The following is a 26125-nucleotide window of genomic DNA, read 5'->3' as shown; positions in this document are numbered from 1 at the left end:
CGGCAGCCTGCCCGCGGCCGCCGGTCTCCTCGAACCGGGCGGCACAGGCCTCAGACCGCACTCTGACAGGCGGGACGGTGATGTAAAATGAAATGCCGGCCGCGACACATAACGAAAGCCGTATGAATTGCGCTTGGAGTTACGGAATTCCGGCCGCAAAACCGCTGCGCACTTTTGCTGGAATTCCTTTAGTGCAGCCCGCCGACGCCGAGCAGGGTTTCGACCGTGTGCCGGTCGGCGGAGAGCGCCGCCGGGGTGCCGGTCCAGGCGATGCGGCCGCGTTCGAGGATGATCACGTCGTCGGCGAAGTCGAGCGCGCTCTGGATGCGCTGCTCGACGATGAGGATGGTCATTTCGCCGGAGGCCGCGAGCGTGCCGAACGCCGCCATCAGCTCCTCGCAGATGACCGGGGCAAGGCCCTCCAGCGGCTCGTCGAGCAGGAGCACGGAGGGCTGGCCGAGGATGGTACGCGCCGTCGTCAGCATCTGCTGTTCGCCGCCGGAAAGCTGCGAGCCGAGGTTCCGGCGCCGCTCCTTGAGCCGCGGGAACATCTGGTAGGCCTCCTCGATGGCCCCGCGCGGACGGCCCTTCAGCCCGACGAAGAGGTTCTCCTCCACCGTCAGCGTCGGGAAGACGTCGCGCGACTGCGGCACATAGCCGAGACCCTTCAGGGCGCGGGCGGAGCTGCCGATGCCCTCGATCGCCTCGCCGCCGAGGCGGATCGCGCCGCCATAGCGCTTCGTCTGGCCGGCGAGCGTGGCGAAGAGCGTGGATTTTCCCATGCCGTTGCGGCCGAGCACGGCGAGCCTGCGGCCGGCATCGGCGGCAAAGGAGATGTCCTCCAGCACCCGCGTCGGGCCGTAGCCGGCGGAAAGGCCGGATATTTCAAGCGACGCTGCGGGCATCGGCATAACTCCCGAGATAGGCCTGGCGGACGCGGGCATCCTTCGTCACCGCGTCCGGCGATCCGTCGAAGATGATCTCGCCCGCCGCCAGCACGACGACGCGCCTTGCGAAACGGAAAACGAGGTCCATGTCGTGCTCGATCATCAGCACGGCGAGGTCCGCCGGCAGGTCGGCGATCGCCTGCTCGATGCGCGCCGTATCGCTCTGCGGCACGCCGGCGGCAGGCTCGTCGAGCAGCAGGACCCGGGGCTTGAGCGCAAGGGCAAGCGCGAGCTCCAGGAGGCGTTGCTGGCCATAGGCGATCTCGCTGACGCGGTGGCGGGCAAGCTGGGCGATGCCGAGCCGGGCAAGAAGCGCATGGACCTCGTCCATCACGTCGGGCATGGCGCGGTGGCTGGCGAACATGCGGCCGGTCCGGCCCTCGCGCTGCAGGATGGCGAGCGCGACATGCTCCTCCGGCGTCATCTCGGAGAAGAGCCGCGTCACCTGGAAGGACCGCACGAGGCCGCGGCGCACGCGCTCCGTCGGCCCGAGGCGGGTGACGTCCTCGCCGCCGAGCGCGACGGAACCGGAATTCGGCAGGAGGTTGCCGGTGACGAGGTTGACGAAGGTCGTCTTGCCGGCACCGTTCGGCCCGATCAGCGCGACCCGGTCGCCCGGCGCCATCGAAAGGGAGACGTCGTTGGTGACGGCGAGGCCGCCGAAGGTCCGCTTCAGGTTGCGGACGTCGAAGATCGCGCTCATCGGTCCTTCCTCCCGCGGCGTTCGAAAAAGGCGGCGAGCGAGCCGTAGAGCCCTTTCGGCGCGAAGAGCACGACCGCGATCAGCAGCGCGCCGACGATGGTGAGCCAGTGGAACGGGTTGGCCGCCGAGACGACATCCTCGAACCACAGGAAGGAAAGCGTGCCGATCAGCGCGCCGTAGAGCGAGCCGGTGCCGCCAAGCACCAGCATGACGAGGGCTTCGGCCGAGAGCGTGAAGGACAGGCTGTCGAGGCCGACGACCTGGGTCGAGATGGCGTTGAGCGCCCCGCCCGCCCCGGCGACGGCGCCCGATATGGCATACATGCGGATCAGCGTGCCGCGCACCGAGGCGCCCATGGCGCGCACGCGCAGCGGATCCTGCTTGATGCCGCGGCAGAGCATGCCGAAGGGCGAGCGCACGATCTGGCGCAGGATGACGAAGGCGGCAATGAGCAGCACGATGCCGAAGACATAGGCCGTGCGGCCCCACAGGTCGAATGGATAGAGGCCGAAGACGGCATCCGGCATGATGCCGGCAAGGCCGTCGCTGCCGCCGGTCCAGCCGGACGCCTTGTTCGCCGCCTCGTGGGCGAGGTGAATGATGGCGATGGAGAGCACGAGCTGCGGCAGGCCATGCGCCCGAAGCACGACGGCGCCGGAGACGAGGCCGGCGAGCGCGCCCGCGACCACGCCGACGGCCAGCATGGCGATCGGATCGGTGATGCCGAAATGGGCCGCCGCGATGCCGGCCCCATAGGCCCCCGCGCCGAACAGCGCGGCATGGCCGAGCGTCGCCACGCCGCAATAGCCGGTGACGAGGTCGAGAGAGAGGACCAGCAGCGCGATCGCCGTGATGCGCGTCAGCAGCGCGAGGTTGTTGGGGAAAAGGAGATAGCCGAGGACGGCGACCGCGAGGATGACGAGAACGCCGACCGCGTCGCGCGTCAGGCGGGCGCGGCGGTCCCGGGCGGTGGAGAGGGTATCGGTGTTCATGGTCAGCGCCATCACTTCGCCCTTCCGGCAAGGCCGCGCGGGAAAATCCAGACGATGGCGATGACCGCGAGATAGAAGAAGAATTCGCCGAATTCCGGCATCAGGTAGCGTCCCGTCGTATCGATGGCGCCGAGCAGCAGGCAGGCGGCGAGGGCACCCGGAATGGACCCCGCCCCGCCGACCGAGACGACGACGAGGAAGGTCACCATGTAGCGCAGCGCATAATAGGGCTCAATCGGCAGCAGCTCGGCGCCGACGACGCCGCCGAAGGCGGCAAGGCCGACCGCGACGGCGAAGCTGACGGCATAGACGACCTCGGTCTTCACCCCGAGGGCGGCGGCCATGGCCGCATTGTCGACGCTCGCGCGCAGCTTCACGCCGAAGGCGGTGCGCTCGATGAAATACCAGAGGCCGAGCGCGACCGCGGCGCCGCAGGCGATGACGAAGAGGCGGTGCGCCGAGACCGTACGGAAGCCGAGGCTGATCGGCTCGCGCAGGCTGTCCGGCGTCGGGATGGTCTTGAGCGTCGGGCCGAAGACATAGTTGGCGATGCCGATGACGCAGAAGGTGATGCCGATGGTCATCAGCACCTGCGTCAGCTCCGGCTGGCCGTAGATGCGGCGGTAGAGCAGGCGCTCGACCGGAATGGCGATGAGGATGGTGCCGACGACGGCGAGCATGACGGCGACGGCATAGGCAAGGCCGAGGTCGCGCGCGGCATAGGAGGCGATATAGCCGCCGATCATCGCGAAGGCGCCATGCGCCAGGTTGACGACCCGCATCAGCCCCATCGTCACCGAGAGGCCGATGGAGATGACGAAGAGCACCATGCCGTAGGCGAGCGCATCGACGCCGATGCTGAAAACCGTTTGCATCAAACTATCCTGCTGTGGCCGGGCTTGCGGCCGTTTGTCCGGATATGCGGGTGGATCCTCGGGTCAGGCCCGAGGATGACGCAAGAAGAGAAGGCGGTGGATCAATGCAACGGTTCCGCTTGCCACAACGTCGGACGGGGTTCGCGACCTCTCCTGCCCGCCGTCATCCTCGGGCTCGCCCCAAGGATCCACCCGCCTGACGCAAGAAGAGAAGGACGGTGGATCAATGCGACGGTTCCGCTTGCCGCAACGTCGGGCGGGGTTCGCGACCTCTCCTCCCCGCCGTCATCCTCGGGCCTGACCCGAGGATCCACCCGCCCGGCGCAAAACACGTTACTTCGCCGCCGCAAGGCCCGGGTCGCCCTGCTTCTCGAAGGTCTGGACCTCCTTGTTGTAATAGGTCCCGTCGTCGGCCTTGGCCACTTCGCGCAGATAGATGTTCTGCGTGATATGGCGGCTTTCCGCATCGATCGTCACCGGCCCGCGCGGGCTTTCCCAGGAAAGGCCCTTGACGGCCTCGACGGCCTTGGCCGCGTCCTGCGCGCCGCCCGTCGCCTCGATCATCTTGTAGATGACATGCATGCCGTCATAGGCGCCGACCGCGGGGAAGGAGAGCTCCGCCGGGTTGCCGATCGCCTTGCCGGCGGCCTCGACGAATTTCTTGTTCTCCGCCGAATCGTGCGAGACGGCATAGTGGAAGGTGGTGGTCAGGCCGAGCGCCGCCTCGCCGAGCGCCGGCAGGTCGGATTCCTGCGTCAGGTCGCCGGGGGCGAAGAACTTGACGCCGCCGGCCTTGAGGCCGTTCTCGTTGAAGGCCTTGACGAAGCCGAGCGTCGTCGGGCCGGAGGGCAGGAAGGCGAAGACGCCCTCGGCGCCCGAATCCTTGATGCGCTGCATGATCGGCGAGAAATCGTTGGTCTGGAGCGGCATGCGGATCGCCTCGACGATCTCGCCGCCCGCCGCCTCGAAGCCCGCCTTGAAGGCGGCTTCCGCATCGACGCCCGGCCCGTAGTCGCTGACGACGGAGATGACCTTCCTGGTGCCGCCGTCGAAGGCGACCTTGGCGATCGGCGTCGAGGTCTGCCAGGTGGTGAAGGAGGTGCGCACCACATAGGGGCTCTTGGTGACGATGGCGGAGGTCGCCGCGTTCATCACCACCATGGGCACGTTCGCCTGTTCGAGCAGCGGGGTCGCAGCCATGGCGTCCGGAGTGAAGTAGAATCCGGCTAAGTACTGCACGCCTTCCTTGACGACGAGCTCCTGCGACAGCGCCTTGGACTGGGCCGGATCGGCGGTCGGGATGTCGCGGTAGATCACCTCGATCGTATCGTCGCCGACGGTGTTGCCGTTCAGCGCCATATAAGCGTCGATGCCTGCCTTGAAATTCTTGCCCTGGAGCGCGAAGGGGCCGGAGAACGGCCCGACGACGCCGACCTTGATCGTATCGGCATGGGCGACGCCGCCCATCAGCACAGCCGCCAGCGCGGCGATCGCGACATGTTTCATGTTTTCCTCCCTGAAAGGCCGGTCTCCCGCCGGTGCCCGATCCTGTCCCAAACTGGATTTTTGTCAGATTGACAGATGAAACGGTAATGTAAAATGAAAAGGTATGGCCATTTCATAACTTAGGAGTTATTAAAATACCTCAGGCGGCACCCAGTCGGCGAAGCGACGACAGCAGCGCGTCGGCAAGGTGGAGGGCAGCGCCGGCGGCGACCACCATCTGCGGCAGGATCAGCCATTCGAGCGTCCAGGCCGAGCCGGAACGCTCCTGCTCGTGCACCATCGCCTGCGCCAGGCCGCCGAGCTGCGCCGCGTTGAACCGGGCAAGCGTGACCAGAACTTCGGCGGCGACCGGGTTCTGCTTGTGCGGCATGGCGGAGGAACCGCCGCCGCCGGCGAGCGCGATCTCGTCGCCCCGGTCGGCCAGAAGGGCGACGTCCTGCCCGATCTTTCCGAGGCTGCCGGTGATGCCGGAAAGGAGGGCGCCCAGATCCAGGATGCGGTCACGCTGGCTATGCCATTGCGGGGCGTCGGCAAGGCCGAGGTTGCGGGCAAGCGCGGCGCGCACGGCCGGTGCTTTCTCGCCCAGTTTCTCCAGCGTGCCCGCCGCGCCGCCGAACTGCACGGCAAGCCCCTCCTCCATCAGGCCCGTCACGCGCGTGCGATGGCGCTCCAGCGGCGCGCGCCAGGCGCCGACGCGGTCCGCCACGGTGACGGGGATGGCGGCCTGCATGCGGGTGCGCCCCATCAGTTCCCGGTCGCCGAAGGTGGCGGCGAGGCCATCGAGCACGCCGGCCAGCCCTCCCAGCCGTTTCTCAAGGACGGGCAAGACGCGGGAGAGGCGCAGCATCAGCCCGCTGTCGACGACATCCTGGCTGGTCGCGCCGACATGCACATGCCGGCCATGCGGCTCGCCGACGGCGGCGCGGAGCTGGCGAACGAAATCGGGCACCACCACGCCGTCACGGGCGGTGGCGGCCCTGAGGCTCGCGACATCGGGCGAGAAGCGGTGCGCAGCCGCCTCGATCGCCCCGGCCGCGTCCGCCGGGATGACGCCCGCCTCCGCCTCGGCCTTGGCCAGCGCCACCTCGAAGGCCAGCATGGCCTCGAGTTCCGCCGCGACGGAAAACAGCGCCGCCACCGCCTCGTCGCCGAGGAGGCCGGAGAGATAGGGGTGGTCGAAGGGCGAGACGGTCATGGGGCGCTCTTTTCTAATGGGGAGCGCGTGGATCCTCGGGTCGAGCCCGAGGATGACGGAGGGGAGGAGAGGCCACGGGCCTCATGAACGATGCGGCATGCGGCGCCGTCAATCTGACTGCAAACCTCTCTTCTTTCGTCATCCTCGGGCTCGACCCGAGGATCCACGCGGCAGGTGACGAGCTTAACACACAGCCTAGATATCGAAGAACACCGTTTCCTTCTCGCCCTGCAGGTGGATGTCGAAGCGGTAGCTGTCGCCGTCCGCCGCCGCGATCAGCGTCGGCACGCGCACGCGGTGCTCGATGCGGGCGAGCACCGGGTCCTCGGCATTGGCCGCCACCTCGTCGCCGAAATAGAGGCGGGTGTTGAGGCCGAGATTGATGCCGCGGGCGACGATCCAGAACGAGACGTGCGGCGCCATCAGGCGGCCGTCCCTGAAGGGCACGCGGCCGGGCTTGACGGTCTCGAAGCGGTATTCGCCGGTCTCTCCGTCAGTGGCCGCGCGGCCCCAGCCGGAAAAATTGGGATCGGCGCTGCCGCGCAGCTCCGAGGGGCTGTTGTAGAGGCCGGCCGCATCCGCCTGCCAGATCTCGATCAGCGCGTCCTTCAGCGGCGTGCCGGTGCCGTCGAGCACCCGGCCGGTGATGGTGATGCGCCGCCCGAGCGTCCTGTCGTTCACCATGGTCGCACCGAGATCGCTCTCGTAGACGCCGGTAATGCCGGAAAAATTCGGCGTGAGGCCGATATGGACATAGGGCCCCGCCGTCTGCGAGGCGCTTTCCTTGAGATAACCGAGCGGCTGCACCATCAGTTGCCCTCCATCCGATTTTCGAAGAGCGTCGAGCGGCGGCCGCGCAGCACGATGTCGAACTTGTAGGCGCGCGCATCCATGGGGATCGTGTTGCCCCAGTCGAGCGCGGCGACCAGTTGCTCGATGGCCGCCCTGTCCGGGATCGTCTGCACGATGGGACATTTCCAGATCATCGGGTCGCCCTCGAAGTACATCTGCGTGATCAGCCGCTGGGCAAAGCCGTGGCCGAAGACGGAGAAATGGATATGCGCCGGCCGCCAGTCGTTGACGCCGTTCGGCCAGGGATAGGGCCCGGGCTTGACGGTGCGGAAGGCATAGTGGCCGTCCGCATCGGTGATGGTGCGTCCGCAGCCGCCGAAATTCGGATCGAGCGGGGCGAGGTAGCTCTCCTTCTTGTGGCGGTAGCGCCCGCCGGCATTGGCCTGCCAGAATTCGAGCAGCGCGCCCGCCACCGGCCGCGCCCGCTCGTCAAGCACCCGGCCGTGCACGATGATGCGCTCGCCGATCGCGCTTTCGCCGGGTTTTGCGAAATTGTGGATCAGGTCGTTGTCGAGCTCGCCGAGCATCGCATGGCCGAAGACCGGGCCGGTGATCTCCGAGACCGTGCCGTCGAGCGACAGCAAGGCCTTCTGCGGCGAGCGCAGCACCGAGGTCTTGTAGCCCGGCGTCAGGCCCGGCGGGTGCCACAGGCGATCGCGGGAGAAGAAGGCGCCCGTCTCGGGCTTGCGATTGGAAAGGTCCGTCATGGTTCCCTCAGGCCGCCTTTTCGGCGTCCATGTCCTCGAAGACGTGCTTGGCGATCCTGATCGCCCGGTTGGCCGCCGGCACACCGGCATAGATCGCCACATGCAGAAGCGCCTCGGCGATATCCTCGCGGCTCGCGCCGGTATTGACGGTGGCGCGCACATGCATCGCCACCTCCTCGTCATGGCCGAGCGCGGCCAGCAGCGCGATCGTCACCATGGAGCGCTCGCGCATCGTCCAGCCGGGCCGCGACCAGACCGTGCCCCAGGCCGCTTCCGTGATCAGCTCCTGGAAGGGCTGGTCGAAGGCGGTGGCGCCGGAGGAGGCGCGGTCGACATGGCTGTCGCCGAGCACCGCGCGCCGGGTCACCATGCCCTGGCGGTAGCGGTCGGAAAAGGTATGCGCATCAGCCATGTGGCTCGTCTCCGGCAGGTAGGGTGGCGATGAAGGCGCGGATCATCTCCGTCAGCATTTCCGGCTGCTCGACGCAGGGAATGTGCCCGGCATCCTTGATGACCTCGTAGCGGGCGCCGGCAATCAGCTTTGCCATGGACAGCACGACATCCGGCGGCGTCGAGCCGTCCTGGTCGCCGACGACGCAGAGCGTCGGCACGGCGAGGCGTTCCGTCGAATGGGTGAGGTCGGCATCGCGCAGCGCCGCGCAGGTGGCGGCGTAGCCGACCGCGGACTGGCGGGTGAGCATGTTGCGGTAGCCGTGGTAGGCCGCGTTTTCCGGCCGGCGGAAGGCCGGCGTGAACCAGCGCTCCATGACGGCGTCGGCAAGGCTTTCGATGCCCTTCGCCTCGACGCTTTCGATGCGCGCGTTCCACATCTCGGCCGTGCCGATCTTGTGCGCGGTGTCGCAGAGCACCAGCGCCCGGACGAGGTCCGGCCGCTTCGCCGCAAGCCCCTGTGCGATCATGCCGCCGACGGAGAGGCCGCAGACGACGGCGTCCTTCACGTCGAGCCGGTCGAGCAGCGCGGCGAGATCGAGGACGTGGTCGTCGATCGAATAGGGCACCTGGCCGAGATCGGACAGGCCATGGCCGCGCTTGTCGTAGGTGACGATGGGAAAGTCGCCGGCGAGGCGCACGACGACATCGCGCCAGATGCGGAAGTCGGTGCCGAGCGAATTGGCAAAGACGATCACCGACCGGCCCGCCGGCCCGCCGATCAGCTGATGGTGCAAGATGACGTCGTTGACGGTTGCGAACTGCACTTCTGTCTCCTCCCGTTTCCGCAGATTGGCCCCTTGATCTGGTTAGGTAAAATGATATTTCATGCCGTTTCGTTAACTTGAGGGTTATGAGAGCCGTGATCGACAGCCGCGTCAAGTTCCGCCATCTGCAAACCTTTGTCGAGGTGGCCCGCCAGAGAAGCGTGATGAAGGCGGCGGAGATCCTGCATGTCAGCCAGCCCGCCGTGACGAAGACGATCCGCGAGCTGGAGGAGGTTCTCGGCGTCGCCGTCTTCGAGCGCGAGGGGCGCGGCATCAAGATCACCCGGCATGGCGAGGTCTTCCTCAAGCATGCCGGCGCGGTGCTGGCCGCGCTCCGCCAAGGCTTCGATTCGGTCTCGCAGGCGCTTTCCGGCGATGCCCCGCCGATCCGCATCGGCGCCCTGCCGACCGTCTCCACGCGCATCATGCCGAAGGCGATGGCGCTGTTCCTCGCGGAGGAGACGGGCGCGCGCATCAAGATCGTCACGGGCGAAAACGCGGTTCTCCTGGAACAGCTGCGCGTCGGGGACCTCGACCTCGTCGTCGGGCGCCTTGCCGCGCCGGAGAAGATGGCCGGCTTCTCCTTCGAGCATCTCTATTCGGAAAAGGTGGTGTTCTGCGTGCGCGCCGGCCATCCGCTGCTTGCCGGCGGCTCGGCCTTTGCCGGCCTCGACGCCTATCCCGTGCTGATGCCGACGCGCGCCTCGATCATCCGCCCCTTCGTCGAAAGCTTCCTGATCGCCAACGGCATTGCCGGGCTGGCGAACCAGATCGAGACCGTGTCCGACGCCTTCGGCCGCGCCTTCGTGCGCGAGAGCGATGCGATCTGGATCATCTCCGAAGGGGTGGTGGCGGCGGATATCGCCGATGGCGCGCTCGCGGCCCTGCCGATCGACACGAGCGGCACGAAAGGCCCCGTCGGCCTCACCATGCGCACCGACGCCGTGCCGTCCATGCCGCTGTCGATCCTCATCCAGACCATCCGCGAGGTGGCGGGCAAGGTATCGCCCGCGGCTTGAGCCTCCTTCTCCCCGCGGCTAGGAGGGGTGCATGACAAGCGAACTCGCCCCTTTCCGCACCGCGATCGTCGCGCTTCATCCCGATCTGGCGGATGCCGCCTTCCGGCTGCTGCCGGGCGGCTGGCATTCGCGTGCGGTGGCGGTGGACGAGCGCCGCGTCTTCAAGTTCCCGCAGGGCGAGGCGGCGGAACGGCGCTACGCCGCGAGGCCTCCATCCTCGCCGCCATCCGCCCGCACCTTGCGATGCGCGTTCCGGACCTTCGCCTCCACGAGGGCGCGCCGCTCTTTTCCGAACATGCGATCATCCCCGGCGACCACCTGGAAACGGCACGCTACGAGACGCTGCCGGAACCGGCGCGAGGGGCGCTCGGCGAGACGCTCGCCCGCTTCTATGCGCAGCTGCACGCCCTCCCCCGCCCGCTGATGGAGGCGGCCGGCGCGCGGCCTGTCGAGCGCTGGCTGGATGCCGATGCCATCGCGGCAAGGGCCCTGCCGCTGCTGCCGGAAGACCTCCTCGGCTTTGCGAACGAAACCCTTTCCGGCTGGCGCGCGCTCCCGCCGGATCCCCATGGCGAAACCTACGGCTTCTTCGACGGCCACGGCTGGAACATGGCCTTCGACCACGCCGCCGGACGGCTCAACGGCATCTATGATTTCGCCGATTCCGGTTTCGGCCCGCTGCACCAGGACTTCATCTACACGAATTTCATCAGCCCCGACCTCACCGCCCGGATCGCGGACGGCTACGAGCGGCTGACGGGCCGGACGCTCGATCGTGGCCGCATCCACCTCCTGACCGGCGTGCACCGGCTCTGGGAACTCGCGGCTCTTGCCGAGGCGCCGGAGCACCATGCGACGATGATCGCCTCCGTCGCCGCCTGGGCGGCGCGTCAGTAGGGCAGGCCGACGTAGTTTTCCGCCAGCACCGTTTCGGCCGCGCGGGAATGGGTGAGATAATCGAGCTCGGCTTCCTGGATCTTCTGGTCGAAATCGCCGGTCCCGGGAAAGCGGTGCAGCATGCTCGTCATCCACCAGGAGAAGCGCACGGCCTTCCAGACCCGGGCGAGCGCCCTTGCCGAATAGGCGTCAAGGCCGGCCCCGGAGCGCTCCCGGTAGTGCTCCAGGAGGCCCGAGAAGAGATAGTGCACGTCGCTTGCCGCAAGGTTCAGCCCCTTGGCGCCCGTCGGCGGCACGATGTGGGCGGCATCGCCGACGAGGAACAGCCGGCCGAACCGCATCGGCTCGGCGACGAAAGAACGCAGCGGCGCGATCGACGTCTCGAAGCTCGGCCCGGTGACCAGCGCCTCGCCGTGATGGGCGGGAAGGCGGCGGCGCAGCTCGTCCCAGAAGCGCGCATCGGGCCAGGCCTCGATCCTCTCGTCGAGCGCGCACTGGAGATAGTAGCGGCTGCGGGTCGGCGAGCGCATGGAACAGAGGGCGAAGCCGCGCGGATGGTTGGCATAGACCAGCTCGTCGCTGACCGGCGGCACCTCGGCGAGAAGGCCGAGCCAGCCGAAGGGATAGACCTTCTCGAAGGTGCGGATCGCCTGTTCCGGCACGGCCTTGCGGCTGGCGCCGTGGAAGCCGTCGCAGCCGGCGATGAAGTCGCAGTCGATCCGGTGGGTGACGCCGTCCTTCTCGTAGGTGACGCAGGGCGCCGCGCCGTCGAAGGCGTGCGGCGTGACATTCGCCGCTTCGTGGATGGTCAACCGGCCGTCGGCCTCCCGCTGCTCGATGAGGTCGCGCGTCAGCTCCGTCTGGCCATAGACCATGACGCGCTTGCCGCCGGTGAGATCGAAAAGGTCGATGCGGTGGTCGCGGCCGTCGAAGGCGAGCGAGAAGCCGTCATGCGGCAGGCCCTCGGCATGCATGCGCGCCCCGACGCCGGCCTTGTCGAGCAGCGCGACCGTGCCCTCCTCCAGCACGCCGGCCCGCACGCGGCCGAGGATATGCGCACGGCTCGACCGGTCGAGGATCGCCGTCTCGATGCCGGCATTGCCGAGCAGCTGGCCGAGCAACAGGCCCGACGGACCCGACCCGATGATGACGACCTGAACGCGCATAGTGACCTCCCGAACTGGCATTTCGCAAATTGTCGGCGGGAAGGGCGGCGCCGGGCAATGGACGGATCGGCCATGAACTTGTACAAATCGAACATCGCAAGACAGCGGCACCAGGATGAAGCGACCGGCCCCGACCTACGATCTCTATGGCGAAAAGGCCGGAAACGGTCCGGATTTCTGGTTGCACTGCGAAACGATCCCCTCGCGCAGCAGCCTGCATCGCTATGAGATCGGCCTGCACCGGCACGAGAGCTTCTTCCAGATCCTGTATATTTCCGCCGGTTCGGGCGATGCGCTGTTCGGGGACCGGCGCTTGACGCTGGCCCCGCCCGCCATCGCCACGGTACCGCCGGCGCTCGACCACGGCTTCCGGTTTTCCCGCGATGTCGACGGCCATGTCTTCACCCTGCTCGCCTCGCATCTGCGCCTTGCCGGCGAGGCCGCACGCTTCGTTTCCGCGCCGCGCGTGACGCCGCTCGATCCCGGCGATGCGGACGGCGCCTTCGTGCTTTCGACGCTCGGGCGGCTTGCCGCCGAATGGACGACGCGGCGAAGCGGGCGCACCGACCTGATGCAGGCCTATCTGGTCTCGGTGCTGACGCTTGCCGCACGGCTCTGGAGCCGGGGCGAGGCGGCAGGCGACGCCGGCGAGGCGGCACGGCGCATGGAGCACCTCAACGGCCTGATCCAGCAGCATTTCCGCGGCCAGAAGCCGGCCGGTTTCTATGCCGGCGAACTCGGCATCTCGCCGACGCATCTCAACCGCATCGTCAAGGCCGCGACGGGCCTGACGGCCCATGCCTATATCGGCCGCAAGCTGATCGACGAGGCGAAGCGCGAACTCGTCTTCACCGAGGCGCCGGCGCAGGAGATCGCGCTCGGCCTCGGTTTTGCCGATCCCGCCTATTTTTCCCGCTACTTCCTGCGCGAGACCGGCGAGACGCCGCGCGCCTGGCGGCTGCGGGAACGGGCGCGGCTTTCCGCTCAGGCGTCGGAATAACGCTCCTCGGCCCAGGGGTCGCCGCGCATGTGATAGCCGTTGCGCTCCCAGAAACCCGCCTGGTCACCGGGCAGGAAATCGATGCGCGTCAACCACTTGGCGCTCTTCCAGAAATAGAGATGCGGCACGACGAGGCGCATCGGCCCGCCATGCTCGACGGAGAGCGGCCGGCCCTCCCAATGGGTGGCGAGGATGGCGTCCTCGGCGGCAAAATCGGCAAGCGGCAGGTTTGTCGTATAGCCGTCATAGCTCGTCAGCATGACGAAATTCGCCCCCGGCCGCGGCATGACGCGGTCGAGCAGGTCGCGCGTGGCGACGCCCTCCCAGCGGTTGTCGTAGCGCGACCAGGTGGTCACGCAATGGATGTCGGAAAGTCTTCGGCTCTGCGGCAGCGCCAGGAACTCCGCCCAGCCGAAGGATTGCGGGTTTTCCGCGCCGCCCTTCACATCGAGCCGCCAGCTTTCCGGGCGGATCACCGGCTGCTGGCCGAGATCGAGCACCGGCCAGTTCGTCACGAGATGCTGGCCCGGCGGCAGGCGGTCGGTCCCGGGTCGGGAAACACGGCCCGTGAGGAACCTGCCCTCGTCCGCCCAGCGGCGTTTCGTGCGGGTGAGCTTGCTGTCGTCGTCGCTCATGGCGGCCTCCTGCTGCGGTGCAAAAGGTGGGGCCGCGACCTTGCATCTGTCAAGATCGGCTCCCGGCAAGGCCGGTTGGCGCATCCGGCTGGAAATGCTTTAGGCGAGCACCGGCCGCAGCGCTGCCTGCACCTCGCGCATTGCCGGCAGGTAGCGCGCCACCATGTCCTCCGCCGAGGCATGGGCCGCCGGGGCGCCGATATTGAGCGCGGCGACGACGCGGCCGCGAGCATTTTCCAGCGGCACGGCGATGGAGCGCAGCCCGATCTCCAGCTCCTGGTCGATCAGGGCAAAGCCGTTCTGCCGCACCCGGGCGAATTCCTCCATCAGCGCTTCCGGCGCCGTCTTCGTGTAGGGGGTGTTCGCCTTGCGGTCGGAGGCCTCCACGATCGCCCGCGCCTCGGCTTCCGCGAGCGCCGCCAAGAGCACGCGGCCCATCGAGGCGCAATAGGCCGGCAGGCGCGAGCCGGCCATCAGGTTGATCGACATGACCCGCTTCTGCGCCGCGCGCGCCACATAGACGATCTCCACCCCGTCCAGCACGGAAACGGAGGCGCTCTGGCCGACCTTCTCCGAGAGCTGGTCGAGATAGGGCTGCACCAGCCGCGGCAGGGGCGTCGCCGAGAGATAGGCATGGCCGAGGCGCAGGATCTTCGGCGTCAGCTCGAAGAACTTGCCGTCATAGGCGGCATAACCGAGTTCGGCCAGCGTCAGCAGGCAGCGCCGCGCGGTCGCCCGGTCGAGGCCGGTCTCCTTCGAGACATCCGTGATGGTGAGGCGGGGCTTTGCCTCGCCGAAGGCCTCGATGACCGTCAGCCCCTTGGCGAACCCGCCGACGAAATCCGTTTCCCGCATTGTTGTCTCCTCATCGGCCAGCCGGCTCGGCCTGTGCATGCTGCAAGGCGCCCCGCCTCCATTCTGTCTCCGCCCTCTCCTCCGTCATGCTCGGGCCTGACCCGAGTATCCACGGCCACGGGTGCCGCGTGAATCCTCGGCTCAAGGCCGAGGGTGACAGCAGAGCGTGGAGTGAGCGACGCGCCGCATCCATAACGCTTCCATTTATTTTGTGCGATATATGAACAAAAGTCAATTATCGCACAAGCTGGATTGTCGTTTTTCCCGTTTGGATTTACCTCTGTTGCCGACAACGGGAGATTTTGCATGGACAAGACCCTCAGCAGTCTTGAGGCCGCCGTATCGTGCATCGGCGACGGCTCGGTCGTGATGATCGGCGGCTTCGGCGGCTCGGGCGCGCCGATCGAGCTGATCCACGCGCTGATCGACAGGGGGCCGAAGGACCTCACCGTCATCAACAACAATGCCGGCAACGGCCGCATCGGCATCGCCGCGATGATCGATGCGGGGATGGTGCGCAAGATGATCTGCTCCTTCCCCCGCTCCACCGATCCGCGCGCCTTCACGGACCGGTATCTCGCCGGAAAGATCGAGCTGGAGCTGGTGCCGCAGGGCACGCTCGCCGAGCGCATCCGCGCCGGCGGCGCGGGCATCCCCGCCTTCTACACGCCGACGAGTTTCGGCACGGAGCTCGCTAAGGGCAAGCCGGTCGCCGAATTCGACGGCCGCATGTATGTGCAGGAACGCTGGCTGAAGGCGGACGTCGCGCTGATCAAGGCCGAAGTGGGCGATACGCACGGCAACCTCACCTACAACAAGGCCGCCCGCAACTTCAGCCCGCTGATGTGCATGGCGGCGGCAAAGACCATCGTGCAGGTCTCCCGGCTGATGCAGCCCGGCGGCATCGACCCGGAGCATGTCGTCACCCCCGGCATCTTCGTCGACGGCATCGTCGAGGTTGCCGATCCGAAGCAGGAAGAAGACCTCATCCGGACAGGAGTGGCCTACGCATGACCGTCGATACGCACCCCATGAACACCCGCGAGGACATAAAACTCTCCAACGCCCAGATCGCCTGGCGCGCCGCGCAGGACATTTTCGACGGCGCCTATGTCAACCTCGGCATCGGTTTTCCGGAAATGGTCGCCCGCTACCAGCCCGAGGGACGGTCGGCGATCTTCCACACGGAGAACGGCATCCTCGACTTCGGCGAGGCGCCGCCGGAAGGCGCGGAGGACTGGGACCTGATCAATGCCGGCAAGAAGGCGGTGACGCTGAAGCCGGGCTCGGCCTTCTTCCACCATGCCGACAGCTTTGCCATGGTGCGCGGCGGCCATCTCGACGTCGCCATCCTCGGCGCCTACCAGGTGGCGGAGAACGGGGACCTTGCCAACTGGCGCGTCGGCTCCAAGGGCGTGCCGGCCGTCGGCGGGGCGATGGACCTCGTGCATGGCGCAAGGCAGGTCGTCGTCATCACCGAGCACGTCACCAGGAACGGCGAACCCAAGCTCGTCGAGCGCTGCACCTTCCCGCTGACCGGCGTCGGCTGCATCACGCGCGTCTATACCAGCCATGCCGTCGTCGACGTCTCCGGCGGCCGCTTCGTGCTGCGCGAGAAGCTTGCTGCCATGACGATCGAGGAGCTGCAGGCGATGACCGGCGCGAAACTGCATGTCGACGGCGATGTCGCCGATCTCGTCGTGCCGCAACTCTAGAACAGCGTTGTACGCACTTCCGGCCGCAAAGCCGCTGCGCACGTCTGCTGGAACTGCTTGAGGGGAACACCATGTCCGAAGCCTATATCTGCGACTATATCCGCACGCCCATCGGCCGCTTCGGCGGTGCGCTTTCCTCCGTGCGTGCCGACGATCTCGGCGCCATCCCGCTGAAGGCGCTGATGGCGCGCAATGCCGGCATCGACTGGGAGGCGGTCGACGACGTCATCTTCGGCTGCGCCAACCAGGCGGGCGAGGACAACCGCAATGTCGCGCGCATGTCCGCGCTCCTGGCCGGCCTTCCCGTCTCCGTCTCCGGCACGACGATCAACCGGCTGTGCGGCTCCGGCATGGATGCCGTCATCGCCGCCGCCCGCGCGATCAAGGCCGGCGAGGCGGAGCTTGTCATCGCCGGCGGCGTGGAGAGCATGAGCCGCGCGCCCTTCGTGATGCCCAAGGCGGAGACGGCCTTCTCGCGCAATGCCGAGATCCACGACACGACCATCGGCTGGCGCTTTGTCAACCCGCTGATGAAGAAACAGTACGGCGTCGATTCCATGCCGGAGACCGGCGAGAACGTCGCCGAGGATTTTTCCATCTCCCGCGAGGATCAGGACGCCTTCGCCGTTCGCTCGCAGGCGAAAGCTGCCGCCGCGCAGGCGAACGGGCGGCTGGCGAAGGAGATCACGCCCGTCACCATCCCGCAGAGGAAGGGCGATCCGGTCGTGGTCGAGAAGGACGAGCATCCGCGCGCAACGACCATCGAAGCGCTCGCCAGGCTCGGCACGCCCTTCAGGAAGGAGGGCGGCACGGTGACGGCGGGCAATGCCTCCGGCGTCAATGACGGGGCGGCGGCGCTGGTCATCGCCTCGGAGGCGGCGCTCAAGAAGTACGGCCTCACCCCCATCGCCCGCATCCTCGGCGGCGCGATGGCCGGCGTTCCGCCGCGCATCATGGGCATCGGCCCGGTCGCGGCCACCGAACGCCTCTGCGCCCGCCTCGGCCTGAAACCGACCGACTTCGACGTGATCGAACTCAACGAAGCCTTCGCCTCCCAGGGCGTGGCGACGCTCCGCGCTCTCGGCATCACCGAGGACGCGGAGCACGTCAATCCGAACGGCGGCGCCATCGCCCTCGGCCATCCCCTCGGCATGTCCGGCGCCCGCATCACCGGGACGGCGGCGCTCGAACTCAGCCTCACCGGCAAGAAACGATCGCTCTCCACCATGTGCATCGGCGTCGGACAGGGCATCGCCGTCGCGCTGGAGCGGGCGTGACGGACGTTCACCACTCTTGCCGCCGCCGCGAGCCCCCTCTGTCCTGCCGGGCATTTGGATGGGGGACCGTCTCGCCCACCTTCAGCGGTGCCGGTTAAGCAAGGTTTTCGCGTCTTGCCAATCTCCCCCTTGAGGGGGAGATGCCCGGCAGGGCAGAGGGGGTAGATCGGGCCACCGCGGCGCTCCTCCCCTCACGCAAGTCTTGCCCCCAAGCAATCCAACATTGACAGCACCTCCGGGCTCCTGCACCCATGCGGACCGTACTTCTCGCATCGATGACGGGTCCGCCATGTCCAAGACCACCCGCGCCACCCAGGCCCTCGCCAGGGCCGGCGTTTCCTTCACCGTCCATACCTACGACTACGACCCCGATGCCGACCGCGTCGGCATCCAGGCGGCCGAGGCGCTGGGGGAGGATCCGGGCCGGGTGCTGAAGACGCTGATGGCGGAGGTGGACGGCAAGCCGGTCTGCGTCATCGTGCCGTCGGATCGCGAGGTCAGCATGAAGAAGCTGGCGAGCGCCTTCAGGGGCAAGTCGGCCAACATGATGAAGCCGGCGGATGCCGAACGGCTGACGGGCTTCGTCGTCGGCGGCATCAGCCCGTTCGGCCAGAAGAAGCCGGTGCCGGTCGCGATCGAGGAGGCGGCGCTGGTCCATGACCGGGTCTACATGAACGGCGGGCAGCGCGGCCTGCAGGTGCGCCTTGCCCCGCGCGACGCGCTGGCGGCGCTGAAGGCGATCGCCGCAGCCGTCATCGCCTGATTGCGCCTTCTCTTTCGGCGCCGGGCACACTAAGTTTCCTTCATCCGAAGAGAACAGACAGGCATGCCATGACCTATCCCGCCAATTCCGCCCCCGCCGTCGATCCGCAAAAGCTCGACAAGCTCGCCGAAGTCGCCGTGCGTGTCGGCCTTCAGCTCCAGAAGGGGCAGGATCTCGTGATGACGGCGCCCATCGCCACCCTGCCGCTCGCCCGCCTCATCACCAAGCACGCCTATAAGGCCGGCGCCGGCCTCGTCAGCACCTTCTATGCCGACGAGGAGGCGACGCTCGCCCGCTACCACCATGCGCCGGACGAAAGCTTCGACCGGGCCAGCGACTGGCTCTACGAGGGCATGGCCAAGGCCTATGCCAACGGCGCCGCGCGCCTTGCCATTGCCGGCGACAACCCGATGCTGCTCTCCGGCGAGGACCCGGCCAAGGTCGCCCGCGCCAACAAGGCGAATTCCATGGCCTACAAGCCGGCGCTGGAGAAGATCGCCAATTTCGACATCAACTGGAACATCGTCTCCTATCCGAACCCGTCCTGGGCCAGGCAGGTGTTCCCGAACGACCCCGAGGACGTGGCGGTCGAGAAGCTCGCCAATGCCATCTTCGCCGCCTCGCGTGTCGACGTCGCCGATCCCGTCGCCGCCTGGGCGGCGCACAATGCGGGCCTTGCCAGGCGCTCGGCCTGGCTGAACGGCGAGCGCTTTGCCGCGCTGCACTTCAAGGGGCCGGGCACGGACCTCACCGTGGGGCTGGCGGACGGCCACGAATGGCACGGCGGCGCCTCGACGGCCAAGAACGGCATCACCTGCAACCCGAACATCCCGACGGAAGAGGTCTTCACCACGCCGCATGCCCTGCGCGTCGAGGGCCATGTCTCCTCCACCAAGCCGCTCTCCCACCAGGGCACGCTGATCGACGACATCCAGGTGCGCTTCGAGGGCGGCCGGATCGTCGAGGCGAAGGCATCGAAGGGCGAGGCGGTGCTGAACAAGGTGCTGGACACCGACGAGGGCGCGCGCCGGCTCGGCGAGGTGGCCCTCGTGCCGCATTCCTCGCCGATATCGGAAAGCGGCATCCTCTTCTACAACACGCTGTTCGACGAGAACGCCTCCTGCCATATCGCGCTCGGCCAGTGCTATTCGAAATGCTTCCTTAACGGCGCAAGCCTGACGCCGGATCAGATCCGCGCGCAGGGCGGCAATGAAAGCCTCATCCATATCGACTGGATGATCGGCTCGGACAAGGTGGACATCGACGGCGTGCGCGCCGATGGCAGCCGCGTTCCCGTCATGCGCGGCGGCGAGTGGGCATGACCCATCTCGGCGTGATCGGCGGCGGCGGATGGCTGGCCGGGGCCCTGCTCCGGCCGGTGCTGGCCGACCGCCTCGTCATGCCGGCCGACCTCGTGCTGTCCTCGCGCTCGGGCAATATTTCAGGCTTCGAGGCCTGGCCGGGCGTGCATATGACGACGGACAATGCGATCCTCGTCGATGCCTGCGACACCGTCGTCCTGTCCGTCCGCCCCGGCGATCTCGACGAGATCGACGTCGACCTGCGCGGGCGCTTCGTCATCTCCGTCATGGCGGGGGTGACGGTGGAGGAAATCGGCGACCGGTTCGGCGCCCGGCGCATCGTGCGGGCAATGCCGAATGCCTGCGCCGAGCAGCGCCTCTCCTTCACGCCCTGGTACATGACCGACGACGTGCGCGAAGCGGAAATGGACTTCGCGCGGCGCTTCTTTGCCGCCTCGGGCCGGCCGCATTTCATCACCGACGAGCAGGAGCTCGACTATTTCACCGCACTGACAGGATCGGGCGCGGCCTTTCCGGCGCTGATGGCGGATGCGATGATCCGCCATGCGATCGAAGCGGGCATCGGCCCGGAGACGGCGGTCCTTGCGGTGCGCCAGCTCTTCCTCGGCGCCGCCACGCAGATGGCGAGCGTCAGCGACACGCCGGCCGATATCGTGGAACTGTTCATGGAGTACCATGGCACCACGGCGGCCGGCCTTTCCGCGATGATCGACGCCGATCTCGCCCATGCCGTCTTCAGCGGGCTGACGGCTGCGCGCCGGCGGGCGCAGGACGGCGCGGACTGATCCCGGCCGGCGCCGGGCGGGCGGCCTGGGCCCGCTGGCTGAGCCAGACGCTTCCAAGCACCACCACCATGCCGGCGACCTGCAGGAGGCCGAGATCCTGCCCGAGCAGCACCCAGCCGAGCACGACGGCGACGAGCGGGCTCAGGAAGCCGAGCGGCGAGATCGTCGCCGGGTCGAGCCGCGCAAGCCCGCGGAACCAGACGATATAGGTGAGCGCCGCGCCGATCAGGCCGAGATAGAGGAAACCGAGCAGGTTTTCCGCCGTCGGCGCCGGCAGGGCCGGCTCGAACCAGAGCGCCACCGGCACCAGCAGCAGGCCGCCCGCGGTGAGCTGCCATGCGGTGAAGGTGAGCGGCGGCACCGGCGGCTTCCAATGGTGCGACAGCACCGTGCCGAAGGCCATGGCGACCGCGCCGGCAAGGCCGGCGGCAATCCCGATCGGATCGAGGGCCGCCGAGGGCGTCAGCACCAGCAGCGCCACCCCGCCGATGCCGGCAAGGCCGGCGAAGACGGCGAGCGGCCGCACCGCCGTGCCGATCACGGCGCGGGAGAGCCCGAGCACGATCAGCGGCTGGATGGCGCCGACCGTCGCGGCGACCCCGCCCGGCAGGCGATAGGCCGAGACGAACAGCATCGCCCAGAAGAACGAGAAGTTCAGCGCGCCGAGCAGGACGGTCCGCGGCCACCACACACCCTGCGGCAGGCGCCGGACGAGGAGAAGCAGGAGAAGCCCTGCCGGCAGCGCGCGCAGCATGGCGACGGTGAGCGGATAACCGGCCGGCAGGAGTTCGGTGGTGACGATGTAGGTGCTGCCCCAGATGGCCGGGGCGGTCGCGGTGAGAAGGACGTCGGAGGCGCGGGACATAATTATCTCCAAACAAAGAATCTTGATATCAAGATATATCATTTTATCTTGACGTCAAGACAATGGCGCCGTTAAGTCGCGTTATGGATCACATCGACAGAATTCTCGCCCAGTGGAACCGCGAACGGCCGGACCTCGATGTCGAGCCGATGGGCCTGCTCGGCCGCCTCGCGCGGCTGCGCACCCATCTTGCCCGGGAAACCGAGAAGGCGCTGGCGGCGCACGGGCTGAACGCCGCAAGTTTCGACGTGCTGGCGACCCTGCGCCGCGCCGGCCCGCCCTACCGGCTTTCGCCGGGCGACCTGCTCGCCACCACCATGGTCAGCTCGGGCACGATGACCAACCGGCTCGACCAGCTCGAAAAGGCGGGCCTCATCGAACGCGCGCACAATCCCGAGGACCGGCGCAGCGTCATCATCGCGCTGACGCCGAAGGGTTTTGCGCTGGTCGATGCGGCGGTGACGGCCCATGTGGAGAACCAGCATCGCCTGCTGGAGGCGCTCGGCACGGACGAGCGCGCGGCGCTGGACGGCCTGTTGCGAAAGTTCCTCGCCGCGTTCGAATAGCGCATGTCCGCTTTTCTCGGCGCAGGACCGCTTGGCACCTTTGCTGGAATTGCTCCCGGTCAGATGCGGCCGGCGAGCCGCTCGACCCGCGCAAGATGCGCCTTGCGTTTTTCCTCGCTCGCGCGGTCCATGTCGTGCAGGCTCACCATCCTGAAATCGAGGCCCTTGGCGCAGAAGGCGGCGATGCCGCGCTTCAGGAGCCGCTTCACCGGATTGCCCATGTAGAGATGCACCACCCACCAGGGCGAGCCGGTCGTGCTGAACGCCCAGAACAGGCGGATATTGCCGAGCCGCGGCTGGATGCGCCCGCCGGCCGGATCGTTCTCGAAGGCGACGCCGGGCGCGAACACCCGGTCGAAGAAGCCCTTCAGGATGGCCGGGAAATTGAACCACCATTGCGGAAAGACGAGCACCAGCCCCTCCGCCTCTTTCAGGCGGGAAACGAAAGGTTCGGCTTCGGACGGGTCGTAGCCCGGTTCGAAGTAGCGGGCGCGCTCGGATGGCGTCAGGCGCGGGTCGAAGCCCTCGCGGTAGAGGTCGAGCAGATCGACCGCATGGCCGTTCGCCTCCAGCCGCCGCCGCACCGTGCCGGCGACGCTTGCGGCGAAACTTTCCTCCAGCGGATGGGCGAGCACGAGCAGGATGCGCATGCCGGCCTCAGAACAGCGAGCCCTGGCGGGGCGCGGGCTTCTCCTCCGCCTCGCCCTTCGCGGCCTTCCTGCGCGGCGGCGCGCCGCCGCCCGCGCCGGTGACGGCGTCCACCGTGCCGTCGGCGAACTCGATGGCGATGGTGCGGCCGGGGCCGAGGCCGGCAGCGCCCTTCACCGGCGAACCCTCCTCGTCGCGCACCAGCGCGTAGCCGCGCCTCAGCACGTTGCGGTAGGAGAGCGATTGCAGCACGCGGTCCTGCGCCTGCAGGAGGGCGCGGCGGCGGGCGAGATCGCCGGCGAGCGCGCTTTCGGCGCGCAGCGCAAGGCCCGACAGGCGGTCGCGCGCCCGGCCGGTCTGCGCGGCGATGCGGGCGGGCGTCGCGCGCAGCGAGACGTCGAAAGCGGCGAGGCGCGCGCGGAGCTGGTCGAGCCGGCGCTCGACGATGCGCTCGGCGCGCTGCAGGCGGTCGGCGACGCGCTGGCGGCGCTCGGCGATGCGGGTGAGCAGCATGTCGGGCCGCAGATGCGCCGCCGTGCGCTCGAAGGCGCGGCGCTTGCCCGCCGTGTTCATCTGCAGGCCGCGGCCGAGGCCCGCCGCCGCCTCGTCGAACCGGCGGCGCGGCAGGGCGAGGAGCTGGTCGAGCGAGGGCAGCGCCCGGGCGAGCGCGCGAACGCCCTGCCGGCGGCTGTCCATCTGGCGCGCCGTGGCGCCGCGCAGGCGCGCGGTGAGCGAGGCGACCTCCGCATCGAGATCGGCCTTCACCGGCACCGCCATTTCGGCAGCCCCCGTCGGCGTCGGCGCACGGCGGTCGGCGGCGTGGTCGATCAGCGTCCAGTCCGTCTCGTGGCCGACGGCGGAGATGAGCGGGATCGTCGAGGCGGCCGCGGCGCGCACGACGATCTCGTCGTTGAAGCTCCAGAGGTCCTCCAGGCTGCCGCCGCCGCGCGCGACGATCAGCACGTCCGGCCGCGGCACCGCCCCGCCGGGCGCAAAGGCGTTGAAGCCCTCGATGGCCGCGGCGACCTCCTGCCCCGAGCCCTCCCCCTGGACCTTGACCGGCCAGACGACGACATGGACCGGGAAGCGGTCGGCGATGCGGTGCAGGATGTCACGGATGACGGCGCCCGTCGGCGAGGTGACGACGCCGATCACCTTCGGCAGGAACGGCAGCGGCCTCTTGCGCTCCGCATCGAAGAGGCCTTCGGCGGCGAGCTTGCGGCGGCGCTCCTCGAGCAGCGCCATCAGCGCGCCGGCCCCGGCCGGCTCCAGCGCCTCGATGACGATCTGGTATTTCGAGGAGCCGGGGAAGGTGGTGATCTTGCCTGTCGCGATCACCTCCATGCCCTCTTCCGGCTTGAAGCGCAGGCGCGAGAAGCTGCCCTTCCAGATCACCGCGTCGATGCGCGCGCGATCGTCCTTCAGCGAGAAATAGGCATGGCCCGAGGAATGCCGGCCGCGATAGCCGGAGATCTCGCCGCGCACGCGCACCTGGTCGAAAGCCTGCTCGACCGTGCGCTTGATGGAGCCGGAAAGCTCCGACACCGAATATTCGGCAAGATTGCTGGGCGAATCAGTCTCGGGGAAAAAGCTCATGCGGCAAAGTGTAGTGCGTTTGCCGGCGGATGACAGGGTGCCGCGGCCGGCATCCCCAGCCCACTTTGCCGTTCCCCCGCGCTATTCGGGCCTCACCCGGTAAAGACGCAGCACGGCGCCCTGCGTGGCTTCGACCGGTTCGAGATAGGCCGGCACCTCGCCCTTCAGGAGGCTGGCATAGAGCCCCTGCGGCTCCGCGTCGGCGATCAGGTTCGTCTGGGCGTTGCGCGGGCAGAAGGCAAGCAGCGTCACATCGGCGCCGCGCAGGAACGCTTCGGCCTGCCGGGGATTGGACAGGCCGATATGCAGTTCCGTCAGCATGCCGCCCTGGTTGCGGTGGTAGGGCGCCGAGAGCACGCGGTGGCCGGTGAAGCGCAGGATCGGCGCACCGAGATCCGAGACGGCAGCGACCACGCCGACCGGCTCGCGGGCGAGCGGCGCCAGCACGGCCTCGTCGGTGCAGGAGGGCGGCTTCGCGCCCGCCGTAAACTGGGCGCGCAGCACGTCGCCCGACTGGCCGGGCAAGAGCGCGCCGGCCAGCGCCCAGGTGGCGGGCGTCGAGGCAAGCGTCAGGCCGGCAAAGGCAAGGCCGAGCTTCAGGTTCTTCGGCTGCGCATTGGCAGCGCTGCGCAGCTGGGCGATCATCCGGCCGAGCGGGATGGCCGCGAGCCCGTAGACGAAGATCGCGCCGCGGATCTGGATGATCGACACGGCGAAGGCGACGACCAGCAGCGCAAGCAGGATCAGGTGCATCTCGGCGGCTTCGCGGCGACGCACGCTCCAGAGGCAGGCGGCGATGGCGAGAAGGCCGGTGGCGTAGAAGCTGGCGATCGACGCGGGATCGAGGCGGAACTGGGCGGCGGCCGACTGGGCCTCGATGACCATGTCGAGCCAGAAGGTCTTCAGCAGCGGGTCGAGCGCGTCGAGCGGATTGGCAAGGCATCCGGGCGCGATCAGCAGCACCGCGGCGGCAACGACGCCCCCCGCGCCCGCAAGCGCGGCAAGCCGGCCGTAAAACGGCCAGGCGCTCGCCAGCGATGCCGTCAGGAACAGCGTGCCGCCGCCCAGCGTCGCCAGCGCATAGAAACCGTAGGACAGGCTGTCGCAGGTCACCTGCGTATAGTGCGACGGCGCGACGGTCGCGAAGAAGGCGCCGGTCACCGTCAGGGCGAGGGCGAGGCTGAAGGCGGTGGCCGCATCGCGGAAGGCACGGCCGTGCCAGGCCCAGCGCAGGGCGACCACGAGGCAGACCGTGCCGATCAGCGGCGTCGTTTCCGCGCCGATGGCGATGGCAAAGCCGGCAAGCACGCCGGCAATGGCATGGTCGCGCGCCCGCATGTCGGGCGAGAGCAGCATCGCCGCAATGCCGGTCACCAGCGCGATCTGCACGTTGTGATGGTCGATCGAGCCGGGCTGGAAGCGATTGAGCGACACGATGAGGATGGCGGTCAGGACCAGCGTCGCATGCATCGCCATGGTGCCGCCCAGCCGGTAGCCGGCAAGCCCCGCGCCGAAGAGCACCGGCACGACGAGGAAGGACGGCCAGACCGCGAGCGCCAGTGCCTCGGCCTGCCGCTGGCCGGCGAAAAGCGAGAAGAAGCTGATCAGGTTGGCGATCGGCAGGTCGACGAAGCGCGACCAGTGCATGGGCGTGCCGCCCGCAAGGCCGAGACGGTATTGCGTCGTGTCGAACCAGCTCTGCCCGGCCAGGAGGTCACGCACCACGACGAGCCGCATCGCATCGTCATTGTCCGCCCCGACATAGTCGCTCGCGAAGGGCAGCGACAGCGCGAGCAGCACCGCGATCGTCAGCAGGCTGTAGAAGGCGAGCACGCGCAAGGTCATCCCGGTGCGCCCGGCAGGCGCGTCCCCGGTTGCGAACGGCAGGGCCGCAGGCATGGATTTCGACACGTTTCGCCCCTTCGTCCGTCATTGGAAGCCAGCCGAAACCTAGCCTTAACCTTCTCAAGAAATAGTAAAACCGTGGGTCGCATGAGGCCGCCCCACACGGGAGAATGCACG

The 26125-nt window shown here is 68.1% G+C and carries 26 protein-coding genes and 1 pseudogene; 10 read left to right on the top strand and 17 right to left on the bottom strand.

The window, feature by feature from the left end; translation table 11 throughout:
* Positions 1-188: 188 nt before the first annotated feature.
* From WMC41_RS21990 to pcaD, 10 genes are all read right to left on the bottom strand, one after another.
* Positions 189-905: an ABC transporter ATP-binding protein gene (locus tag WMC41_RS21990; RefSeq protein ID WP_432346405.1), complete on the bottom strand. Its 717-nt coding sequence runs from the start codon at positions 903-905 to the stop codon at positions 189-191.
* Positions 886-1650, bottom strand: a complete 765-nt coding sequence (locus tag WMC41_RS21985; protein WP_272807331.1) for an ABC transporter ATP-binding protein — start codon at positions 1648-1650, stop codon at positions 886-888. Before WMC41_RS21985 ends, WMC41_RS21990 begins: the two co-directional genes overlap by 20 nt.
* Positions 1647-2654 (bottom strand): branched-chain amino acid ABC transporter permease, encoded by a 1008-nt coding sequence (locus WMC41_RS21980; protein WP_432346402.1) that lies wholly within the window; start codon positions 2652-2654, stop codon positions 1647-1649. Before WMC41_RS21980 ends, WMC41_RS21985 begins: the two co-directional genes overlap by 4 nt.
* Positions 2654-3517, bottom strand: coding sequence for a branched-chain amino acid ABC transporter permease (locus WMC41_RS21975; protein WP_432346400.1), 864 nt, complete (start codon positions 3515-3517; stop codon positions 2654-2656). Before WMC41_RS21975 ends, WMC41_RS21980 begins: the two co-directional genes overlap by 1 nt.
* 333 nt (positions 3518-3850) lie before the next feature.
* Entirely contained in the window at positions 3851-5023 is a 1173-nt protein-coding gene (locus tag WMC41_RS21970) for an ABC transporter substrate-binding protein (protein WP_245083316.1), read from the bottom strand.
* Positions 5024-5162: 139 nt separating this feature from the next.
* Entirely contained in the window at positions 5163-6218 is a 1056-nt protein-coding gene (locus WMC41_RS21965; RefSeq protein ID WP_432346398.1) for a 3-carboxy-cis,cis-muconate cycloisomerase, read from the bottom strand.
* 195 nt (positions 6219-6413) lie between these two features.
* The gene (gene pcaG, locus WMC41_RS21960; protein WP_432346396.1) at positions 6414-7028 is read right to left on the bottom strand and encodes a protocatechuate 3,4-dioxygenase subunit alpha; all 615 of its coding nucleotides are present in this window, start codon (positions 7026-7028) and stop codon (positions 6414-6416) included.
* Positions 7028-7777 carry a protocatechuate 3,4-dioxygenase subunit beta gene (gene pcaH, locus WMC41_RS21955; protein WP_432346394.1) on the bottom strand — a complete coding sequence of 250 codons (750 nt, stop codon included), beginning with the start codon at positions 7775-7777 and terminating at the stop codon, positions 7028-7030. Before pcaH ends, pcaG begins: the two co-directional genes overlap by 1 nt.
* Positions 7778-7784: 7 nt before the next feature.
* Positions 7785-8189 (bottom strand): 4-carboxymuconolactone decarboxylase, encoded by a 405-nt coding sequence (gene pcaC / locus WMC41_RS21950; protein WP_272807324.1) that lies wholly within the window; start codon positions 8187-8189, stop codon positions 7785-7787.
* Positions 8182-8994: a 3-oxoadipate enol-lactonase gene (gene pcaD, locus WMC41_RS21945; protein WP_432346392.1), complete on the bottom strand. Its 813-nt coding sequence runs from the start codon at positions 8992-8994 to the stop codon at positions 8182-8184. The genes pcaC and pcaD overlap by 8 nt, the downstream gene beginning before the upstream one ends.
* Before the next feature lie 95 nt (positions 8995-9089).
* Between pcaD and pcaQ the strand changes: the two genes are divergently transcribed.
* Together pcaQ and WMC41_RS21935 are read left to right on the top strand one after the other, a co-directional pair.
* Positions 9090-10013, top strand: a complete 924-nt coding sequence (gene pcaQ, locus WMC41_RS21940; RefSeq protein WP_245083295.1) for a pca operon transcription factor PcaQ — start codon at positions 9090-9092, stop codon at positions 10011-10013.
* A gap of 31 nt (positions 10014-10044) precedes the next feature.
* Positions 10045-10910 (top strand): annotated as a pseudogene (locus WMC41_RS21935) (aminoglycoside phosphotransferase family protein).
* Here WMC41_RS21935 and pobA read toward each other — a convergent pair.
* Positions 10904-12076, bottom strand: a complete 1173-nt coding sequence (gene pobA / locus WMC41_RS21930; RefSeq protein WP_288078608.1) for a 4-hydroxybenzoate 3-monooxygenase — start codon at positions 12074-12076, stop codon at positions 10904-10906. The pseudogene WMC41_RS21935 and the gene pobA overlap by 7 nt on opposite strands.
* 115 nt (positions 12077-12191) lie before the next feature.
* On the opposite strand from pobA, the gene WMC41_RS21925 reads away from it, so the two are divergent.
* Positions 12192-13076, top strand: coding sequence for a helix-turn-helix domain-containing protein (locus WMC41_RS21925; protein ID WP_432346390.1), 885 nt, complete (start codon positions 12192-12194; stop codon positions 13074-13076).
* On the opposite strand, the gene WMC41_RS21920 is transcribed toward WMC41_RS21925, so the two are convergent.
* Together WMC41_RS21920 and WMC41_RS21915 are read right to left on the bottom strand one after the other, a co-directional pair.
* Positions 13061-13711 (bottom strand): sulfite oxidase-like oxidoreductase, encoded by a 651-nt coding sequence (locus WMC41_RS21920; RefSeq protein WP_432346388.1) that lies wholly within the window; start codon positions 13709-13711, stop codon positions 13061-13063. The two genes, WMC41_RS21925 and WMC41_RS21920, sit on opposite strands and share 16 nt — an antisense overlap.
* Before the next feature lie 99 nt (positions 13712-13810).
* Complete coding sequence (locus WMC41_RS21915; RefSeq protein WP_432346386.1) at positions 13811-14566, bottom strand: IclR family transcriptional regulator; 756 nt, start codon at positions 14564-14566, stop codon at positions 13811-13813.
* A 306-nt stretch (positions 14567-14872) separates the two neighbouring features.
* On the opposite strand from WMC41_RS21915, the gene WMC41_RS21910 reads away from it, so the two are divergent.
* The 6 genes from WMC41_RS21910 (at position 14873) to WMC41_RS21885 (ending at position 20428) form a co-directional block, all read left to right on the top strand.
* Entirely contained in the window at positions 14873-15580 is a 708-nt protein-coding gene (locus tag WMC41_RS21910; protein WP_432346384.1) for a 3-oxoacid CoA-transferase subunit A, read from the top strand.
* On the top strand, positions 15577-16281 hold the full coding sequence (locus WMC41_RS21905) for a CoA transferase subunit B (RefSeq protein ID WP_432346382.1): 705 nt from the start codon (positions 15577-15579) through the stop codon (positions 16279-16281). Before WMC41_RS21910 ends, WMC41_RS21905 begins: the two co-directional genes overlap by 4 nt.
* A 71-nt stretch (positions 16282-16352) precedes the next feature.
* A complete protein-coding gene (gene pcaF / locus WMC41_RS21900) occupies positions 16353-17558 on the top strand; it encodes a 3-oxoadipyl-CoA thiolase (RefSeq protein ID WP_432346380.1) in 1206 nt (401 codons plus the stop codon).
* Positions 17559-17847: 289 nt separating this feature from the next.
* Positions 17848-18321, top strand: coding sequence for a Cys-tRNA(Pro) deacylase (gene ybaK / locus WMC41_RS21895; RefSeq protein WP_432346378.1), 474 nt, complete (start codon positions 17848-17850; stop codon positions 18319-18321).
* Positions 18322-18389: 68 nt separating this feature from the next.
* Positions 18390-19643: an aminopeptidase gene (locus WMC41_RS21890; protein WP_432346376.1), complete on the top strand. Its 1254-nt coding sequence runs from the start codon at positions 18390-18392 to the stop codon at positions 19641-19643.
* Positions 19640-20428, top strand: a complete 789-nt coding sequence (locus WMC41_RS21885) for a pyrroline-5-carboxylate reductase family protein (protein WP_432346374.1) — start codon at positions 19640-19642, stop codon at positions 20426-20428. Before WMC41_RS21890 ends, WMC41_RS21885 begins: the two co-directional genes overlap by 4 nt.
* Here WMC41_RS21885 and WMC41_RS21880 read toward each other — a convergent pair.
* Positions 20379-21293, bottom strand: coding sequence for an EamA family transporter (locus WMC41_RS21880; protein ID WP_432346372.1), 915 nt, complete (start codon positions 21291-21293; stop codon positions 20379-20381). The two genes, WMC41_RS21885 and WMC41_RS21880, sit on opposite strands and share 50 nt — an antisense overlap.
* Positions 21294-21376: 83 nt before the next feature.
* On the opposite strand from WMC41_RS21880, the gene WMC41_RS21875 reads away from it, so the two are divergent.
* The gene (locus tag WMC41_RS21875) at positions 21377-21859 is read left to right on the top strand and encodes a MarR family winged helix-turn-helix transcriptional regulator (protein WP_432346370.1); all 483 of its coding nucleotides are present in this window, start codon (positions 21377-21379) and stop codon (positions 21857-21859) included.
* Positions 21860-21918: 59 nt separating this feature from the next.
* Here the strand turns inward: WMC41_RS21875 and WMC41_RS21870 are convergent, their stop codons facing one another.
* The 3 genes from WMC41_RS21870 to WMC41_RS21860 form a co-directional block, all read right to left on the bottom strand.
* Positions 21919-22509 carry an NAD(P)H-dependent oxidoreductase gene (locus WMC41_RS21870; RefSeq protein ID WP_432346368.1) on the bottom strand — a complete coding sequence of 197 codons (591 nt, stop codon included), beginning with the start codon at positions 22507-22509 and terminating at the stop codon, positions 21919-21921.
* A gap of 7 nt (positions 22510-22516) precedes the next feature.
* Positions 22517-24103, bottom strand: a complete 1587-nt coding sequence (gene xseA / locus WMC41_RS21865; protein WP_432346366.1) for an exodeoxyribonuclease VII large subunit — start codon at positions 24101-24103, stop codon at positions 22517-22519.
* Between the two features lie 81 nt (positions 24104-24184).
* Entirely contained in the window at positions 24185-25948 is a 1764-nt protein-coding gene (locus tag WMC41_RS21860; RefSeq protein ID WP_432346364.1) for a hypothetical protein, read from the bottom strand.
* Positions 25949-26125: the final 177 nt, after the last annotated feature.

It is taken from the genome of Shinella yambaruensis, assembly GCF_050859155.1.
GTDB lineage: Bacteria > Pseudomonadota > Alphaproteobacteria > Rhizobiales > Rhizobiaceae > Shinella > Shinella yambaruensis.
Note: the sequence above shows the minus strand (reverse complement) of the source record. Positions and strands in the feature narration are given on the sequence as shown.